General features: G+C 60.8%; 18 protein-coding genes and 1 pseudogene. 7 read left to right on the top strand and 12 right to left on the bottom strand.

The annotated features are described in order from the left end of the window. Window positions 1-329 precede the first annotated feature (329 nt). Together XI06_RS05470 and XI06_RS05465 are read right to left on the bottom strand one after the other, a co-directional pair. The gene (locus XI06_RS05470) at window positions 330-1,436 is read right to left on the bottom strand and encodes a carbohydrate porin (RefSeq protein WP_271604794.1); all 1,107 of its coding nucleotides are present in this window, start codon (window positions 1,434-1,436) and stop codon (window positions 330-332) included. A 50-nt stretch (window positions 1,437-1,486) separates the two neighbouring features. After that, window positions 1,487-1,723 carry a hypothetical protein gene (locus XI06_RS05465; protein WP_271604749.1) on the bottom strand — a complete coding sequence of 79 codons (237 nt, stop codon included), beginning with the start codon at window positions 1,721-1,723 and terminating at the stop codon, window positions 1,487-1,489. Window positions 1,724-2,044: 321 nt separating this feature from the next. On the opposite strand from XI06_RS05465, the gene XI06_RS05460 reads away from it, so the two are divergent. The 5 genes from XI06_RS05460 to XI06_RS05440 all read left to right on the top strand — a co-directional run bounded on the left by XI06_RS05460 (window position 2,045) and on the right by XI06_RS05440 (window position 5,212). After that, window positions 2,045-3,007: a DUF3618 domain-containing protein gene (locus XI06_RS05460; RefSeq protein WP_271604748.1), complete on the top strand. Its 963-nt coding sequence runs from the start codon at window positions 2,045-2,047 to the stop codon at window positions 3,005-3,007. A 25-nt stretch (window positions 3,008-3,032) separates the two neighbouring features. Continuing rightward, entirely contained in the window at window positions 3,033-3,686 is a 654-nt protein-coding gene (locus XI06_RS05455) for a hypothetical protein (RefSeq protein ID WP_271604747.1), read from the top strand. After that, window positions 3,683-4,099, top strand: coding sequence for a phage holin family protein (locus XI06_RS05450; RefSeq protein ID WP_271604746.1), 417 nt, complete (start codon window positions 3,683-3,685; stop codon window positions 4,097-4,099). The genes XI06_RS05455 and XI06_RS05450 overlap by 4 nt, the downstream gene beginning before the upstream one ends. Beyond that, entirely contained in the window at window positions 4,096-4,827 is a 732-nt protein-coding gene (locus XI06_RS05445; RefSeq protein ID WP_271604745.1) for a hypothetical protein, read from the top strand. Before XI06_RS05450 ends, XI06_RS05445 begins: the two co-directional genes overlap by 4 nt. Window positions 4,828-5,023: 196 nt before the next feature. Next, entirely contained in the window at window positions 5,024-5,212 is a 189-nt protein-coding gene (locus XI06_RS05440; RefSeq protein WP_271604744.1) for a hypothetical protein, read from the top strand. Between the two features lie 261 nt (window positions 5,213-5,473). Here XI06_RS05440 and XI06_RS05435 read toward each other — a convergent pair whose 3' ends face one another. The 10 genes and pseudogenes from XI06_RS05435 to XI06_RS05385 all read right to left on the bottom strand — a co-directional run bounded on the left by XI06_RS05435 (window position 5,474) and on the right by XI06_RS05385 (window position 12,160). Continuing rightward, window positions 5,474-6,040 (bottom strand): MOSC domain-containing protein, encoded by a 567-nt coding sequence (locus XI06_RS05435; protein ID WP_271604743.1) that lies wholly within the window; start codon window positions 6,038-6,040, stop codon window positions 5,474-5,476. Next, a pseudogene (locus tag XI06_RS05430) lies at window positions 6,040-6,711 on the bottom strand (PHP domain-containing protein); the annotation flags it as partial. The gene XI06_RS05435 and the pseudogene XI06_RS05430, both read right to left, overlap by 1 nt. Window positions 6,712-6,742: 31 nt before the next feature. Continuing rightward, entirely contained in the window at window positions 6,743-7,120 is a 378-nt protein-coding gene (locus XI06_RS43670) for a hypothetical protein (protein ID WP_442869411.1), read from the bottom strand. Then, entirely contained in the window at window positions 7,121-7,336 is a 216-nt protein-coding gene (locus XI06_RS05415) for a hypothetical protein (RefSeq protein ID WP_271604742.1), read from the bottom strand. A gap of 164 nt (window positions 7,337-7,500) precedes the next feature. After that, window positions 7,501-8,820: a PQQ-dependent sugar dehydrogenase gene (locus tag XI06_RS05410; RefSeq protein ID WP_271604741.1), complete on the bottom strand. Its 1,320-nt coding sequence runs from the start codon at window positions 8,818-8,820 to the stop codon at window positions 7,501-7,503. Next, on the bottom strand, window positions 8,817-9,254 hold the full coding sequence (locus tag XI06_RS05405) for a DUF2231 domain-containing protein (RefSeq protein WP_271604740.1): 438 nt from the start codon (window positions 9,252-9,254) through the stop codon (window positions 8,817-8,819). Before XI06_RS05405 ends, XI06_RS05410 begins: the two co-directional genes overlap by 4 nt. 136 nt (window positions 9,255-9,390) lie before the next feature. Beyond that, window positions 9,391-10,245: a formate/nitrite transporter family protein gene (locus XI06_RS05400; RefSeq protein WP_271604739.1), complete on the bottom strand. Its 855-nt coding sequence runs from the start codon at window positions 10,243-10,245 to the stop codon at window positions 9,391-9,393. 131 nt (window positions 10,246-10,376) lie between these two features. Next, window positions 10,377-10,616, bottom strand: a complete 240-nt coding sequence (locus tag XI06_RS05395; RefSeq protein ID WP_271604738.1) for a hypothetical protein — start codon at window positions 10,614-10,616, stop codon at window positions 10,377-10,379. Window positions 10,617-10,662: 46 nt separating this feature from the next. After that, window positions 10,663-10,863: a hypothetical protein gene (locus XI06_RS43665; RefSeq protein ID WP_246556634.1), complete on the bottom strand. Its 201-nt coding sequence runs from the start codon at window positions 10,861-10,863 to the stop codon at window positions 10,663-10,665. Window positions 10,864-11,293: 430 nt separating this feature from the next. Then, window positions 11,294-12,160, bottom strand: coding sequence for a hypothetical protein (locus XI06_RS05385; protein WP_271604737.1), 867 nt, complete (start codon window positions 12,158-12,160; stop codon window positions 11,294-11,296). Between the two features lie 883 nt (window positions 12,161-13,043). Between XI06_RS05385 and XI06_RS05380 the strand changes: the two genes are divergently transcribed. Together XI06_RS05380 and XI06_RS05375 are read left to right on the top strand one after the other, a co-directional pair. Continuing rightward, window positions 13,044-15,398: a hybrid sensor histidine kinase/response regulator gene (locus XI06_RS05380; protein ID WP_271604736.1), complete on the top strand. Its 2,355-nt coding sequence runs from the start codon at window positions 13,044-13,046 to the stop codon at window positions 15,396-15,398. Between the two features lie 122 nt (window positions 15,399-15,520). After that, complete coding sequence (locus tag XI06_RS05375) at window positions 15,521-16,021, top strand: BLUF domain-containing protein (protein ID WP_271604735.1); 501 nt, start codon at window positions 15,521-15,523, stop codon at window positions 16,019-16,021. The last annotated feature ends 21 nt before the right edge of the window (window positions 16,022-16,042 follow it).

Here is a 16,042-nt window from a genome sequence, read left to right as displayed (position 1 = left end):
GAGCATTTGTCGGCGCTTCCGATAGTCTTCTCAAGCGGCTCGCGTCGCAGGGCGGGCTTTCGCCTGACTGTCCGGAAGGACATGCTTGGGCTCGAAACTCGGTTTGCGTCTCGTTAATCCCTCGCCACCTAGACAGCCGATCCGCCGGCTGACAGGCCGGCCGCACAGTGCGGACTCGGAAGGTCCGCGACCCCGAATACGCGAAACTACGCTGGCGCGTCGCTTTTGCCATCGGCCATCAATCTCGGCGGATTTGGAATGAGCCGTCGTTCAGGACGACGCGAGATGAGCTCTTCACATGCGCATACAGCGCGCGCAACTCAAACTTCCTAGAATTTCAACGTGGTGCGCACACCAAAGACCGCCGCGTTTTTCAGCGCTCGACCCGGCATCGGGCCCGTCGGGTCCGTCGCTCCGCCGCCCGGCCGGATGATGTATTGGAAATTGGGCTGGAGGGTCCAGCCGTCCCGCAGCTGATACTGATATACTGCCGTGAGGAGTCCTTCGAAGCTGCGCACCGGCCACGCCGGACCGGCAAATGCGCGATAGTCGAAGTCCAGCGCCTGGGCTCGCTTCGAGACGTGCGCGTAGCCGGCCGCGATCCCGAACTTGTCGTCCGGCCGTTTGTCGCTTAGGCCGATGAATTCGAGCCCGGTGTCGGCGTAGAGATCGATCAGGTTGCGGTCGGCCGGAGCGCCGGAGACGCGAGCGAAGATGCCGATTCCGCGGTCATCGCTTTTGGGCACGCGATAAAGCTGCTGCTCGAAGACCGCCCAGCCGCCGACGTCGCCCCCCAACATGAGTGGAGTGCCGCTGCTGGTCGGCGCCGAAAGCGAAATGCCGTTGCTTGCGAGTTGAAGATCTGAGAATTGCCCGAAGTGACGCCATCCGCCGAACTTGACCTGGCCGGTCAGATTGGGATCGCCCTTCTTGTTGTTCCAGGCGTACTGGATCTGCCCTAGCAGCAGAGGGGGATCGTTGATCCGGAAGTTGACGCCATATCGGTTACGTTCTTGCGGGTCGCCTGGGCCCGGGCCTGCCTGGTTGCCGTCGAAGATGGCTCCAAGGACCGTGAGCTGATAGGTGATGTTGACCAGCAGCCGGCTGCCCATCGCGGCCAATGGCGGCGACGGACCGCCGCTGGGCAGGTCGAGCGACGTGATCGCCGGCCAGCCCATCGACGCGTTCGTGAAGACGTCGGTGTATTTCGTATTGAAGAACTCGCTGTCGGCGGCGATCTGTCCGAACTTCAGGGAGACCTTCTTGTCGCCCCACTGCTTTTCGAAGTATGCCTCGTAGAGGCGGGTCGAGGGCAAGGCTTCGATGCCACTCACGACGAAAAAATTGTCGAGATAGTTCCGCGACAATCCCTCGCCGTGGATCTGGAACATGTTGGCGTGGAACGTGAGCTTGTCGATGCCGGCGAGCTTCTGCAGGTCGACATCGACCGCAAGGTTTAACCGGCCTTCGTAGATCGCTCCCTGCTTCAGTCCGCCGGAGACATCCCCAGCGTCTCACCGATGTAGGTCGCGGCGAACTTGATCCCGTACTTTTGGAGTGGGTTTGGCAGAAGCCCGAGCGTCTTCTCCTCGACGGTGCTCTCGCCGGTGTCGGGATCGGCGGGCTTGTCGTCATCGGTCTTCTTGTCCTCCTGCGCGAATGCGTGGGAGCCTTCGAGAAGACCCGCCAGAAGGATTACCAGCGCCAGGCCTCTAACGGACATTTTCAATCGAGCCGCACACCAAGATTCTCCATCGGGTCGGGAGTATTGGGACACGCTCCAACGGCAAACTCAAGGGGATACCCGCGGCTTGTTCTCCTTCGAGAATGCGCCCACTGGGGCTTGGATCCTCTCACGAGGGGTTCTCGAACGAGCGCGGCCGTCGAGACCGCCCAGCAGTCGGTCTTGCACCGGCCGGCGGGAGAACGCGCGGGCGCGTCGGCGCGCCGCGATGCGGCGGAAGGTGCTCCAAGGCTACTAGGAACCATCCAATGAAGGGGGAGTTCGTCTTCGAAGCACAATCGAAGAATACAAGAGGGTGAGATGACGCGATCGGTGGAGGAGCTACGACGGGAGTCCGAGCGTAACCGGGCGGAATTGGCGGCCACGGTCGAACGTCTCAAGCAGGGGATATCGGACACGACGCGAGATCTGCGTCACATGGTCTCGCCTCAACACGTTAAATCCGAAATGTCGGGCTACATGAGCGACAAGGCCCAAGGCTGGGTCGAGGGGCTCAAACAGCAGGCGATGGATAACCCGATGCGCGCCGTCGCTGCCGGTACCGCCATAGCTGTACCGCTGCTGCGACTGGCAAAAGGGGTGCCTCTGCCTCTTCTCATGATTGCTGCAGGCCTCGCTCTTACCTCCAAGACCGTGCGCGATCGGGCTGCCGGAGCGGTATCGCCCATGATGGATGGTGCCGGTCGGGTCATCGACCAGACTGCTGAGCGAGTTCAGGAAGCGAGAAGTGGGGCCCAGGCTAAAATTTCCGAGACCCAAGGACGCGCCGCTGGCGCGGTCAACGACGCGATAGATTCAGCCACGACAGCAGCCCAAGACCTCAAGGCCCGAGCAACGGAGGCCGCCGGGACGATCAGTGACAAGATCGCGGATGGCATGGACTCCATCAAGGATTCGGCGTCCGCAGCTCCAGAACAGGCGCGTCAGATCATCGGTGACAACGCCGCGCTGATCGGAGGACTCGGTATCGCCATCGGGGCAATAGTCGCGGCGGCCCTTCCGGAAACGAAGCTCGAAGACAGGGCGGCAGGTCCGGCGAGCGACAGCCTGAAGCGCGCTGCCGGTGAGGCCGCTCAATCGGGATTTGAGGCAGCAAAGGATGCCGCGTTGTCTGCGGCCGATGCCGCGACAAGAAGCGTGAGTGACGCTGACCTTGGGCGGCATGCGAGCCGAATGACCAGTAATCTGGCCGACAACCTCAAGGAAGCGGCCGCCGAGGTTGTTGACGCAGCATTCAGCCCTTCCCCAAAATCGAGCACTTGAGAGGCATAGCATGAGCGATTCAGATGTGGTCAAGCCGACCAACTTCAACAAAGGCAAGAGCAGCTCCTCCACCGGTCTGAAGGACCAAATCGGCGATGCAGGGGCCGAGATGAAGCAGCGTGCCGGAGAGGCCCTGCAGGCATCGGCGGACATGGCTCGGGACAAGTTCGGCGAAGCCGCCGATGCAGCCAAGAATGTCGCGAGTGGCACCGTCGACCAAATCCAGGAACGGGTACGGGATCAGCAACAGACCGGTGCCGATTTCATCGAGCGCTTGGCGGGTAACTTCCGCCAAGCTGCCGGCGCATTCGAAACTGACGCGCCCTTTGCCGCACGCGGTATAAATTCGGCCGCCGACTATGTGGAAGAAGCGGCCGCGAAGGTTCGCGACGGCAGCTTCCGCGACCTCGTCGACGGTGCGACCGATTTTGCGAAGCGGCAACCCGCGGCATTCCTCGGCCTATCTGTTTTGGCTGGATTCGCCGCTGTGCGCTTCCTGAAGGCTTCGGGCAGCTCCTCGACCTCGCAACGGACGAGTTCGCAGACCGGCGCCGAGAGTGGCGCGTCCGGAACTCGGACATCTTATGCAAGCGAGGCCGTCGGTGGACAGACCTCTATGGGATCCACAATGAAGGGACAGCGACCGAATCCATCTTCGGGGGGCGGCAGCGCATCATGAGCATCAAGCACGATATCGAAACCGGGAAAAGTGATCTTCACAATATCTCGGGCCTTGTCGGCGACGCTATGGCTCAGGTCGCGAAGCTTTTCCAAAATGAGGTCGATCTCGCGAAGGCTGAACTTGCCGAAAAGGTGCAAAAGCTCGGCGGAGCGTTGGGACTTCTGGTCGGCGGCGCGGTTCTCGTCATCCCCGCCATCGTGATGGCGCTGTTCGCGCTGTCATCAGTGTTGATCAGCGCAGGGTGGTCGTCAGCATTGGCTTATCTGACATCAGCGGTCGTCGCCGCCGCCATTTCTGGCACTTTGTTTGCCGTGGGCATCAAGCGGTTGGACGCACGAACTCTCACCCCGCGGGAAACAATCCGGCAGCTTGAAAAGGATAAAGATACTGTGAAGGGAATGGTGCGATGAGCCGTGCGCAAACCGGTTTTTTTGACAGTCTAATCGCTGCGGCCAAAGAGAACCCGCTTTCCGCCGCGCTAATCGGGGGCGGAGCACTCTGGCTGCTTGTCGGCGACGACAAACTGAAGGGCGCTGCGCAATCCGCCGCCAACGTCGCGTCTGGTGTAGTCGATAGCGGTGCCAGCAATTTGAAGGCTGCAGCCTCGGGATTGCAGCGGACCGCGGCGCCGCCGACCGCACCTGAGATGGATCATGAAGCGGGCAGCGTGGCCGGGGATTCACGCGATGCCGTGCAAACGGCAACCGCCTCGATGTCTGAAGCAGTAGACAAGGTCCGCGATCGGTTTGACGAGGGCGTCGCTTACGCCCGCGAACAGTTTGCTAAGATCGGCAATCCTCTGCCGGCTGGAGATACTTTAACCAAAGCGCAGTCTTCGCTCGGCGAACTGATGGAGCGCCAGCCGCTGGTCATCGGCGCCATCGGTTTGACGGTCGGCGCTGCACTCGCAGGCGCGTTTAGAACGACCCAGATCGAAGACAACTATCTCGGCGGGGTCAGCGACCAGGTGAAGGACGACCTGAGCAGCCGCGGTACCGCTGTATCGAAAGCGCTACGCGAAGCTGGTGACACGATCGCAGCCGAAGCGAGTGACATCGGAGCCGAAGCCGTCGATCGCATGAAGCAGGCGGGAACTGATGCCGCTCACGCTGCTAAGGAAAAGGCCAAGCAGTTGTGAGGGACGGGCCGGTGGGCCTTCTCGCGCTACTGCCCGTCGGAGTTTGGAGTTGAACATGAGCCGCGGAATGCCATGCATGACCGCTTTAGGCATGCTCGCGATTTGATTGGCGACGCGAACTTATTGGAACGTTGCCACGGTCAAGCTGGGATAGCTGGGAAGTTTCCTAGGAATGTCTTTAGGGAAGGAGCCGCAAATGGGTGACGAACGAAAATCATCAAAAGCGGGGGATCGGGCCGCTGAGGGCTTGCGCGAAGCCGCTTCCAAGGAAGAAGCAAAAAATGAGAGCAAGATGGAGCACGATCTAGCTAAAGGCGCTGATCGGTTCGAAGAACGCTCTAAAAGCTCGGATGGAAAAAGCGCAGAAGAGAAACAAAAAGGGTAGATCCAAGCAGAAGACCCGTCGTCGCGACTTCCTAACAAGAGGCCTCCACAATGACTGGAGGCATGCGATTGAACGATAGGTCTGCCCTCTAAAAGAAGGTGGTTCGCGCGAGAAACGCGGTTAGACACCTCCGCGGGGTTGGTAGTCCGCGACTGTCGATTGCCTCGCCAGTGCAAGCGTACCGCAGCTACCTGCTTGCGGCCGTATCGCTCCGCCCACCGAACGCGTTTCGATTCGGCTGTTGGGTCGCCTATGCACGGGTCATTTTATAGAGCCGGCAAGGCGCGAAATGAGGACGGGAGCCCGAACCCGCGCGCCGTCGCCGGCCACGACCGGTCCCCCAGCCCGGACCACGCCCAGCACTCCAGATTTGAACGCAGGGCCCGTTTCCGCCGACGAGAGCACCTGCCGCTTGAGGCCTGCTCGGAAGCGGTCCATAAGGACGCAGGGCGTCCGGAGGCCCGTCAGCTCGACGACCGCGGAGGGCCCGAGCTCGATCCGGGTCCCGAGCGGCATCCGTTCGAGGGCCAATCCCGAGGTGGTGACGTTCTCGCCGAGGTCGCCGGCGCCAACCTCCAAGCCAGCTTCGAGGAGAGATGGGAAGAGTTCGGATGGGATCAGGTGGACCTGTCGGAGATTGGGCAGGCGGGGCTGGCGGCGTGACAAATAGCGGTGCCAGACGAACGCGCCAGCGTGGGCGTCGCCGTCGACGCCGTGGCCTTCCACCAGGATTATGCGTGCCTGAGTTGGTTTGCTGAAGTGGTGGCCGCGATCGGCGGCGACCGCCACCAACCTTCCCCTGATTGAGAATTCGTGCTTCTGCGGCATCAAGCGGCGCGGGCGAGCGAGCGCCGCTTCTGGCGTAGGTAGCGCGTGATCTCTGAGTGCGACATCGCGTTCAGGACTCGCTCCGCGGGGACACCGCCCTTGCGGGCCATCAGGACGCCCCAGTGCATGTGGTTGAGTTCGGGAATCGAGTGTGCGTCTGGATTGATGCTCAGCATGCAGCCAAATGCGAGGGCTGCCCGGTGCCAGCGCCAATTCAGGTCGAGACGCCACGGATGTGCGTTGATCTCAACGACGACGTCGTGCTTCGCGCAGGCCCGTAGCACCTTTTCGACGTCAATCTCATAACCCGGCCGCCGCTGGAGCTGTCGCCCTGTCATATGGCCGATGATGGTGGTGTGAGGGTTGGAAATAGCCCGAAGCAGGCGCTGCGTCTGCGCCTTGCGGTCCAGTTTGAAGCGGCCGTGAATGCTGGCGACCACGAAATCGAAGCGCTCTAAAACGTCGTCGTCATAGTCGAGCGACCCGTCCGCCAGGATGTCGGATTCGATACCCTTGAGGATCCGGAAGTCCTTGCCGAAGTGCTTGTTCAGGCGGTCGGCTTCCCGGTGCTGCTGCGCGATCTCCTCCACGGAGAGACCGCCGGCATAGTGGGCAGACTTGGAATGGTCCGCCACGCCGAAATACTCGAAGCGCTGGCGCGTGGCCATAGCCCGGGCGTCGGCGATGCTATCGCCGACATCATCACCAAGGTTCACAAGATGGGCGGTCATCCCAGCCTCGAAAAGCTGCGGAAGGAGATTCCCGCGGGCGTGCTCGAGATGCTGACTGTACCCGGCCTTCGTCCAGAGAAGGTGCTGCGCCTGTACAAGGATCTCGGCATCGGCTCGCTCTCGGAGTTGGAGGCCGCCGCCAAGGATGACCAAGACATCGACGCCATCGGCCGATCTCAGCAAGTCGATCTTCGGCGACGAGCGCGTCCAAAGGAACGGCTAGGGCCGCCAGGCTGTCGGCGGCCCGAGAGTACGCTTTCGCCCGGTAGGGATTGCCGCCTCGCAAGGCGGTCCGCTGCGCGTACTCTCGCAGAAGGCTTGCCACACCGCGCGCGTCGAGCGAAGGCATTCAACTAGCCTCCCTATCCGAGCTTTGCGGCGCCGCCGGAGCAAGGCGACCGCCGGAGCGCTCACTTGGCCGGCGATCGAGAGAGGCCTCGAGCTTCTGGGCTGCGCGAAAGTCCACGAGGTGCTGGACATTGGGACCGTAGGCAGCCTCCTTCTTGAGGAGATTGTAGATCCGGCCGGCCACCAGTTGCAGATGCTTCATCTTGCCCCGCGGCATGGCTCTCGCTTTGCAGAGAGCTCGGACAGCGTAAGCCCGGAAGTAGTCGAAAGCGTCTGACATGATTCGATAACTTCTACTCTCGCCCATAGTTCGGTCGACATCGGCAACAATGAAGCCCCGTTCAGGCCGGCACGCGGGTCATACTTGAGAGCCTCCGCAGTCTACTTCGCCGACTTCTCCGAACTGATGCGCCACACCGCATTGCCGGTATCGTCGGCGACCAGCAGTGCGCCAGTGCGATCGAGCGCTACCCCCACAGGCCGGCCTCGCACTGTTCCGTCGTCGTTGCCGAGAAAGCCGGTAACGACCGGGACGGGTCTGCCTTCAGGTCGGCCGTTCACAAAAGGCACAAAAATCACTTGATAGCCGTTAACCGGGCTGCGGTCCCAACTGCCGTGCTCACCGACGAACACGCCGTTGCTGAATTTGGGTGAGAGCTTCTCGCCTTGGCTGAATGCAAGGCCAAGCGCTGCCACATGCGAACTCAGTCCGTAGTCCGGCTTGACCGCTGTGGCCACCAAGTCGGGGCGCTGCGGATGAACTCTGACATCGACGTGGTCGCCCCAGTAGCTGTAAGGCCAGCCATAGAAGGCGCCCTCCTGCACCATGGTAAGGTAGTCCGGGACCAGGTCGGGACCAATTTCGTCCCGCTCGTTCACGACGGCGAACAGCCGGCCTGTCTCTGGATCGATTGCGAGATTGGTCGGGTTGCGTGTGCCGGAGGCATAAATGCGCTTGGCACCTGTCAAACGGTCGACCTCGTAGATCGCCGCGCGGCCTTCTTCTGCGTCTAGGCCATTTTCGGTAATGTTGCTGTTGGATCCGACGCCGACATAGAGCTTGGATCCATCCGCGCCGGCGACCATCGATTTGGTCCAGTGGTGGTCTATCGGTCCCGCCGGAAGGTCAGCAAGCTTAATACCTGGCTCCTTGATCTGAGTCTGCCCCAGGGAGTATTTGAACGCCATGATCGCGTCCGTGTTGGCGACGTAGAGGGTGCCGTCCACGTAAGTCACGCCGTAGGGCGAGTGAAGGTGTTCGATGAGGATCGTTTGCTCCTCCGGCTTTCCATCGCCGTCGGCATCGCGAAGCAGGGTGATGCGATTGCCGCCCTTGCCAGCAGTCCCAGCTCTTGCCTTCACTTTGCCTGTGATGAAGTCTTTGGGCCGGAAAGGCGTGGTGCCGGGACTGTTGCCCTCGACGACAAGCACGTCGCCATTCGGCAAAGGATAAACGATGCGAGGGTGCATCAGCCCCGTCGCCATTGCCTGGACCCTCAATCCTTCGGTGACGGCTGGCGTCTCCCCCGGTTTCCAGCCCACCTCCTTCGGTACGCTCATTGGCGGCAACAGATAGTTCTGAGGCCCCGGAAGGTAGGGATTCGCTCCGTATTGCCGCATCGGATCGCCGCCTTGGTCGCATGCGGTCAGCGCAACTAACGCGCAGAGGGCCGGCACAGCTCGAAGAATTGCACGGCTCACAGGCGATCTCCGGCGGCGGTGGTACGAACGGCGGTCACCCTCCAACCTGTAGCGGCGGCCATCAGGAGCAGGATCGTCACGATCGCGGACAGCGAAATTCCTTGCGGCACGACAGAGGTCCAGGCGTCGCGGCTGTGGACGAAAACATTGAGCAGCGACAGCAGGGCCGCCACGGCGACGAGCAGGAACGATATCCAGTTGATCCGCCCGGCTCGGCCGGAGAGGAAATCGATGATCAGGACGATCGTGGCGACGAGAGCCAGCGCTAGGCCCGCAGTAATCAACCACGCGGACGAGTTCGCCCACTGCCAGTTTGATGTACTCCAGTACATGATATCGGTCGCCAAGCCAGCGATTAGCAGGGTTGATCCGGCGCCGATGAAGCCGGGATGGAGCAGTGATTTGGGACCGACTCTGGGCGCCAATCTGGCCATGTGCTCTCCGAAACATTGCGGCCGCAAGTCGGCGTCCAGCGACTAATTCTGCCTCCAGATGTTTCGTTCCTTTTACCCTCACGCTCGCCAAAAAATGTGTAGATTTAGCCCTGTGAAGCGCGAGGCGCGATCTGGATCAGGTTCCCGTTTCGATTTCGTTGCGGACCTGCCCGTGCGCCACGACAGCGAACAAGCCGGTCCCGCCGATAAGATTGCCGAGGAGAGCCGGAAGTATAAAGCCGCAGGTTGCGGCGACCGTGGCCTGCCCGGTTAGCATCAGCAACCAGGCTTCTGCCGAACCCGCTACGACGTGACTAAACCCTCCCAGCGCTATCGCGTAAGTAACGATCAGGATGACCCAGAACTCGCTGCCGCGTGCGTTCGGCAGTGTCCAGGCGATCGATGCGATGAGAAAGCCCGCCGGTGTGGCGAGTAGCAGCGTCGTTAGCCAATCGTGCCCCATGATCGGTGTTGATACTTCCATGGCTGCGGCAAGCTGATCGGGCCTGACGATGATGCATCGCGCGATCAAGAAGGCGACGAACATGGTGCCAGCCATGTTCGCCATGAATACCGCAATCCACAGACGGAGCAGGCGTCGCAGATTGCGAAAAGTGGGGTGGGTCGCGAGCGGCAGAACCGCCGTCACCGTGCTTTCCGTGAACAACTGAAGTTTGCCCAGAATATCGATGATGAAGCCGACCGGGTAGCCGAGGAAGACAACTAGGTCGGCCCACTCGGCTCTTGGCAGATGCATGTGGAGCGACGCCTCGACCAGAAGCGACGCGGAGATCGCCACGCCAGCCGCAAAGCCGGAAAGTATCAGCGATTGAAGAGGTCGGCTGAGTTCTTCGTCTCCCTGCAGCCGTACCACCTCGTGGACGACTTTCGCGGACCCGGAACTCCTCTCGCCCACCGATCTCTTGTCGTCATCGGACATGGTGATCGACGGTTGTTGCTCGCTCTCCGGGGATCTTCTCTTGTCGGACATATTTTATTTCCGGTTCTTATCGATGATAGCCGTGCCGCCAGCCGTGTGCCGGGCGGCCCCGCGCCGCGCCAAGCAACCGGGACTGAAGTTCGATCCTGGGTCGAGTAGCTATGATCGGTGGCGAAGTGTGCTTACTCGTGCGAGAGCCTAAAGATTTCGCCCGGCTTGAGCTCGACCTCTTCGAACATCCTTTGCTGCTTTTCGGAAAGCACGGCTGGAAGTATTTGCGCTGTCCAGCCCTCCGGAACTGCCGTGAGGACCAGCGTCACAGCCTGATTTGGCTTAGCTAGGGCAAGCCAAATCTCGGTTGTGGACCCCGTATCAGAGGTCGCTTCTATGAGAGTGAACTCCTGACCGAACGATTCTGCCATGAGGGTCAACGCCCCCTTGGAGCAACAGTTGCTGGGTTCAGTGGCCTCAACCGGGCGGCTTTAATCCAGGCGACTTCAACCACTCGCTCATGTGCGAGCCAGTCTCACATTGCCGGGCCTTCCGGATGACTTGCTCGCGTGCGGGCCCGTGTGGAAGCAGTCTGGCTTCTTCGCGCAGACGTTTTGCCTCTTCGGCGAGACGCTCTTCCAACGATCTAGTTTGCTTGAAACGGCGCCGCTTCAGCATGGCGCTGCTCCCTTGCTCGAGAGGGCGGGAGCGCTATCCGCGTTCTCATCACAGATAGTAGCCAGGAACCGGGCTGTGATGTCCACAACCGTGCGCCCATACCCGTAGCCGCGCAACGCCTATGTTTCGCACCCGTTACGGAACTCTTCAGGAATGGCTCAAAGAGCGTAAGCGGCTAAGTCCGATGATTGAGTCCAATGGTATCTCGACGACCGAGTTCATTGAGCTTCTATGCTGACCGGTGCAGGCGCCGGCGTTGGTCGAGTTGAACGTCGGCCGTCGTGCTGCAGTCCCTGAGGGCAGGGAAAGGGCGGCCGCCGCAGGCTTAAAGCCCGCGACGGCCGTGACGTCACCGAAGCAGCATAATCAGGATGATGAGTGGGATCGGAATGCCGACAAGCCAAAGCAAAATGGGCATGGTTTTATCTCCTCAGTTTTTTGCCAGTGATGGTTGAGCGGTCGCGGAGCGTTTCTTCCCCCATGTCCCGTCGCGAAGTCCGCCGCCTTCCGTGGCGGCAAGAGTCGCGGAAAATGCACCGACGAACAGCGACAGCGTCAGCCAGATGGCCGTTTGCATCGCGGCCTTGCGAGCGGCATCGAGGTCGGCTTTGCCTTGGGTCACGACGTCGTTCACGCGCTTCTCGGCATCGGCCTGGCTGAGGCCGGTGCGCGCGGCCACTATTTTAGCGATGTAGGCCTTGTCGTTCCCGTTCACATCGCTTCCGGTACGGAAGTCGGTAGTCAGCAGACGCACCATCTCTGGCCGCGGATCAGATTGTCCCTGTGCCTGTGCGGACGGATCGTTGGGACGGAGCAGCGTGTCGACGTAACCGGCCATCGGGCCGGAGTTCGCGGCGCTCGCCGCGCCCTGAGCGGCGCCGCCGAGAGCGTTGCCGAGAAGCGTAGTGGCGGGTGAGGCCAACAGCACGGCTCCGAGGACGGATGCGACCGCCCAGGCCAGGAAGCCGTGGGCCGTGTCCCTGAACAGGACCTCGGTCGTGTGGACGCCGACCCACTTCGTCCGGAGACGCCCGGCGAGATAGCCGCCGATCGAGGACGACAACATCGCCATCACGATGAAATAGAGGCCGGTGCCGATCTTGAACGTCGTCGCCGATACGCCGGAATTGCCCCACGGCGACACGACCGCGAAGCCCATGCCCATGCCGAAGGACAGCAGGACGAGGGTTATGGCGAGCGAAGCCGCGGCACCCGCCAATACGGCCGCCCATGACACGCCGGCAACCGACGGTTCGACGATCTCTTTTGCCGCCGTCTGTGCGAATCCTTCTGCCATGGAGCTTCCTTCCTTGAGACATGGATGCCCAAGAAATGCGCAGCTTGGCAGTAAGTTCCTCCGATGAAACTTGCGACACCACGACTTGAGCCATCCCCGGCGATTACTTTGCGCTTTGCCGGACCAATCTTTCGAGCCTGGCTGAGCGTTGCTGCCTACGAGAAGGGCTGCGAACTGACAATTGACGCGCTCGATGAAATGCGGCCGTCCTGGACGGCCGGCGTCGCGGCGGCAATATCCACAAGCTGCGCGCGGCGGTTTCCGAATCGCCGTAGGGGCTGGTCCCGACGTGCTTCATGCCCCATTCCGCCAACTGAGACAGCCTTACTCTTGGTAGTCGGTCAGGTGCGTTTGCCGCACTGGCACTCGAACAACGGACAGTAAAACCGCGCTCAGGGTCCATCATGTGATGCGCAAGCTTGGCCTGAGCATCGCCGATCTCCACGCGTTTTCGGTCCAGAAGATTTGTCGCTTCTAAAATAGTTCATTCTACTGCCAAAAGTAAGTTCCTGAGTATCAACTGAACACACCACTGCCGTTTTCATGGCCGCAAAGGAAAGGCCCAAGCCGGTGTTGGCAACGGCTCGGGCCTCATAAGGGCATCCGGTGTTGCGAACAGATGCAACCTTGCAACTCGGGGAAATTCGGCAGTTTCCGACCGCGCGCGGCAAAAGTCCTGCTGCAGTAGCAATGCGGAAAGTACACCGATGGGCGGTCGTTCGGCTTTGCTTAAGTGCGCGCAAGCTTGGAACTCGCGGCTAAGCTGTTGCTGTTACTGGCTTGGGGGCACCACAGTTGTAACCGTCAGTCATTGATGTAGTCTGCCGCCCAACATCCGTACCTGTTGATGTTTACCTGCCCGTTGCTCTTGCTCAGAGACCCTATGAATCTTGACGATCGCTTGGAAGCTTCAGCGAGCGACGACGGTCGTTACCGTCTCCTTGTCGACGCCATTACCGATTACGCAATCTACATGCTCGACGCGAAGGGCATCGTGTCCAGTTGGAATCCCGGAGCCGCGCGATTCAAGGGTTACGCAGCTGACGAGATTATCGGCCGCCACTTCTCAGAATTCTACACCGAGGAAGAGCGAAACGCAGGCATTCCCGAACTTGCCTTGAAGATCGCCGCCAGCGAGGGCCGTTTCGAGCGTGAGGGATGGCGCTTGCGCAAGGACGGCACGCGGTTCTGGGCCCACGTGGTGATCGACCCTATCCGATCGCCATCGGGAGAGACCATCGGCTACGCGAAAGTGACTCGAGATCTAACGGAACGCAAGGCAGCGGAAGAAGCGCTCCGGCGCAGTCAGGAGCAATTTCGCCTACTCGTTCAAGGTGTCACCGATTACGCCATCTTCATGTTGGACCCAGAAGGTTACGTCGCAAGTTGGAACGCCGGCGCGCAGCGCATCAAGGGCTATGCGCCCAACGAGATCATCGGGTCACACTTCAGCCGATTCTATACCTCGGAAGACTCAGCCGCAGGCATTCCAGCGCGGGGCCTCGCGACGGCGGCCCGCGACGGGCGGTGGGAGGCGGAGGGCCTTCGCAAGCGAAAGGATGGAAGCACCTTCTGGGCGCACGTGGTCATCGACGCCATCCGCGACGAAGACGGCAAGATCATTGGGTTCGCCAAGGTCACCCGCGACATCAGCGAGCGAAAAGAGGCTGAGCAGTCGCTACAGCAGACGCAGGCTGCTCTGGCGCAAGCGCAGAAAATGGAAGCGCTAGGCCAGCTCACGGGCGGGGTGGCACACGACTTCAACAATCTTCTGCAGGTGATCAGCAGCAACTTGCACTTGGCGGCCAAAGATGTAGCGGGAAATCCGCGGGCCGAGGTCCGGATTCAAAATGCCCTCGCGGGCGTTTCTCGCGGGGCAAGGCTCGCCCAGCAGCTCCTGGCGTTTGGCCGGCGGCAAGCCCTCGAACCGAGGATTATCAACGTTGGACGCTTCATCAGAGGGATGGACGACATGCTGCGCCGCACGATCGGCGCGGATATCGAGTTCGAGACCTGCGTCTCGGGAGGATTGTGGAACACGCTCGTAGACCCAAACCAAGTCGAGAACGCGGTTCTGAATCTAGCTATCAATGCGCGCGACGCCATGCCCGAGGGCGGGAAGCTCACGATCGAAGCGGGAAATGCCTTCCTCGACGACAGGTACGCGGCCAGCCACGAGGGGGTGCAGCCCGGCCAGTATGTTATGTTGGCAGTGACCGACACCGGTTCCGGAATGCCTACCGACATCGTCCAACGGGTCTTCGAGCCTTTTTTCAGCACCAAGCCTGAAGGAAAGGGCACCGGGCTGGGTCTTTCCATGGTCTACGGCTTGGTCAAGCAGTCGGGCGGGCACATCAAAATCTATAGTGAGCTCGGGCATGGTACAACGGTGAAGCTCTACTTCCCGCGGGCCCATGAGAGCGAAGACGTCGTAACTGACCTCTCAAGCACTCCCGTTCGTGGCGGCAGTGAAACGATCCTCGTTGTCGAGGATGACGAGGATGTGCGGGAGGGTACCGTGGCGCTCCTACGCGACCTTGGCTACCGCGTCCTGAAGGCGAAAGACGGAGCCAGCGCCATGGGGGTGATCGAAAGCGGTCTTCCTATAGACCTGCTGTTCACCGATGTGGTGATGCCGGGCCCAGTGCGAAGCCCTGACTTGGCCCGAACCGCCAAGGAGCGGCTACCCAATCTCGCGGTCCTGTTCACCTCGGGCTACACCGAGAACGCCATTGTGCATGGCGGCCGACTCGACCGCGGGGTCGAACTCTTGGGCAAGCCTTACAGCCGGGAGCAACTGGCCCGGAAAATCCGCCACGTCCTCGCGAACCAGTCCCAGCGCGAGTTGGCCGTAAAACAAGGGACAATCAGCGAGCTGCCGCGGCCCGAGATCGCTTCGCGCCTCCGCACAATCTTGGTCGTCGAAGACGACGAACTGGTCCGTTCGACGACTTGCGAAATGCTGCGAACTTTGGGCCATGAAGTGCTGGAAGCGCCCGACGCGCCGACCGCACTGGACATGCTCGCTTCGAATTCAGTCGATACCCTCCTGACCGACGTGGGCCTACCGCAGGTCTCAGGCACTGTATTGGCCCGCCAGGCCCGCGAGAAATCAGCGAACTTAAGGATCATAATCGTCACCGGCGATGCTGGCGCTGCACAAGATGCTCGGGAGATTGGCGCGACGTTGCTGACGAAACCGTACCAATCGGCGGATCTGGTGCGGGTGCTGGACTAAAAGTGGAAATTCAATCCATCGGCGCTCGAGCAGACGTGTCGACATCGTAGCCCCTTCCTTGTTAGCATCCGCAGAGTGGTTGGAAGGGTGCTCGAAGGATTGAGCGTTGCGGATTTACCGTCTTGAATGAGCTTCCAGTTTTCAGCTTGCTTTATGTCAGCACGGCCAGCGTGTCTGTTGCCGTGGCGCTGGCTGATACCATGCAGGATATTCTCGTTGCATCGGACGCTAACAACCGTCGCGACGGAATCACAGGCTTTCTGCTCAGCGACGGCTATGCATTCGTGCAATTGCTGGAGGGGCCAAAAAAGGAAGTGCAGGAGTGTTTCTCGCGCATTTGTGCGGATGCGCGCAACTCGTTGCCGATGGTTCGCGACATGAGTTGGTCCGACTCTCGCCTTTTCCCCAACTGGTCCATGTGCGCGCTGAACCTGTCTGGTAGAGACAATCTGCTTCTTCGACCCGGGGATATAGGTTTCGATCTTTTCGCGGCATCGGCCGGGGCGCTGCGCCAACACCTGCTTGCCCTCGCCTCTAATCACGGATCGGACCTCATGCGAGCCCATGCTCCGTTGCTGGATAGCAGTCTGAGAGACAAAGGTGATATCGCAGGATCGGACTGAAGAGGCCAGCCGCGCGGCGAT

Origin of the sequence: Bradyrhizobium sp. CCBAU 11434, assembly GCF_028128895.1 — a bacterium.
GTDB classification, from domain to species: Bacteria; Pseudomonadota; Alphaproteobacteria; order Rhizobiales; family Xanthobacteraceae; genus Bradyrhizobium; species Bradyrhizobium zhengyangense.
Note: the sequence above shows the minus strand (reverse complement) of the source record. Positions and strands in the feature narration are given on the sequence as shown.

What these genes read in the sequence shown, in the direction of transcription:
- XI06_RS05465 (WP_271604749.1), bottom strand. Translation starts at nt 1,723, where the DNA reads ATGTCCGTTAGAGGCCTGGCGCTGGTAATCCTTCTGGCGGGTCTTCTC.
- XI06_RS05460 (WP_271604748.1), top strand. Translation starts at nt 2,045, where the DNA reads ATGACGCGATCGGTGGAGGAGCTACGACGGGAGTCCGAGCGTAACCGG.
- XI06_RS05450 (WP_271604746.1), top strand. Translation starts at nt 3,683, where the DNA reads ATGAGCATCAAGCACGATATCGAAACCGGGAAAAGTGATCTTCACAAT.
- XI06_RS05445 (WP_271604745.1), top strand. Translation starts at nt 4,096, where the DNA reads ATGAGCCGTGCGCAAACCGGTTTTTTTGACAGTCTAATCGCTGCGGCC.
- XI06_RS05440 (WP_271604744.1), top strand. Translation starts at nt 5,024, where the DNA reads ATGGGTGACGAACGAAAATCATCAAAAGCGGGGGATCGGGCCGCTGAG.
- XI06_RS05435 (WP_271604743.1), bottom strand. Translation starts at nt 6,040, where the DNA reads ATGCCGCAGAAGCACGAATTCTCAATCAGGGGAAGGTTGGTGGCGGTC.
- XI06_RS43670 (WP_442869411.1), bottom strand. Translation starts at nt 7,120, where the DNA reads ATGCCTTCGCTCGACGCGCGCGGTGTGGCAAGCCTTCTGCGAGAGTAC.
- XI06_RS05415 (WP_271604742.1), bottom strand. Translation starts at nt 7,336, where the DNA reads ATGCCGCGGGGCAAGATGAAGCATCTGCAACTGGTGGCCGGCCGGATC.
- XI06_RS05405 (WP_271604740.1), bottom strand. Translation starts at nt 9,254, where the DNA reads ATGGCCAGATTGGCGCCCAGAGTCGGTCCCAAATCACTGCTCCATCCC.
- XI06_RS05400 (WP_271604739.1), bottom strand. Translation starts at nt 10,245, where the DNA reads ATGTCCGACAAGAGAAGATCCCCGGAGAGCGAGCAACAACCGTCGATC.
- XI06_RS05395 (WP_271604738.1), bottom strand. Translation starts at nt 10,616, where the DNA reads ATGGCAGAATCGTTCGGTCAGGAGTTCACTCTCATAGAAGCGACCTCT.
- XI06_RS43665 (WP_246556634.1), bottom strand. Translation starts at nt 10,863, where the DNA reads ATGCTGAAGCGGCGCCGTTTCAAGCAAACTAGATCGTTGGAAGAGCGT.
- XI06_RS05385 (WP_271604737.1), bottom strand. Translation starts at nt 12,160, where the DNA reads ATGGCAGAAGGATTCGCACAGACGGCGGCAAAAGAGATCGTCGAACCG.
- XI06_RS05380 (WP_271604736.1), top strand. Translation starts at nt 13,044, where the DNA reads ATGAATCTTGACGATCGCTTGGAAGCTTCAGCGAGCGACGACGGTCGT.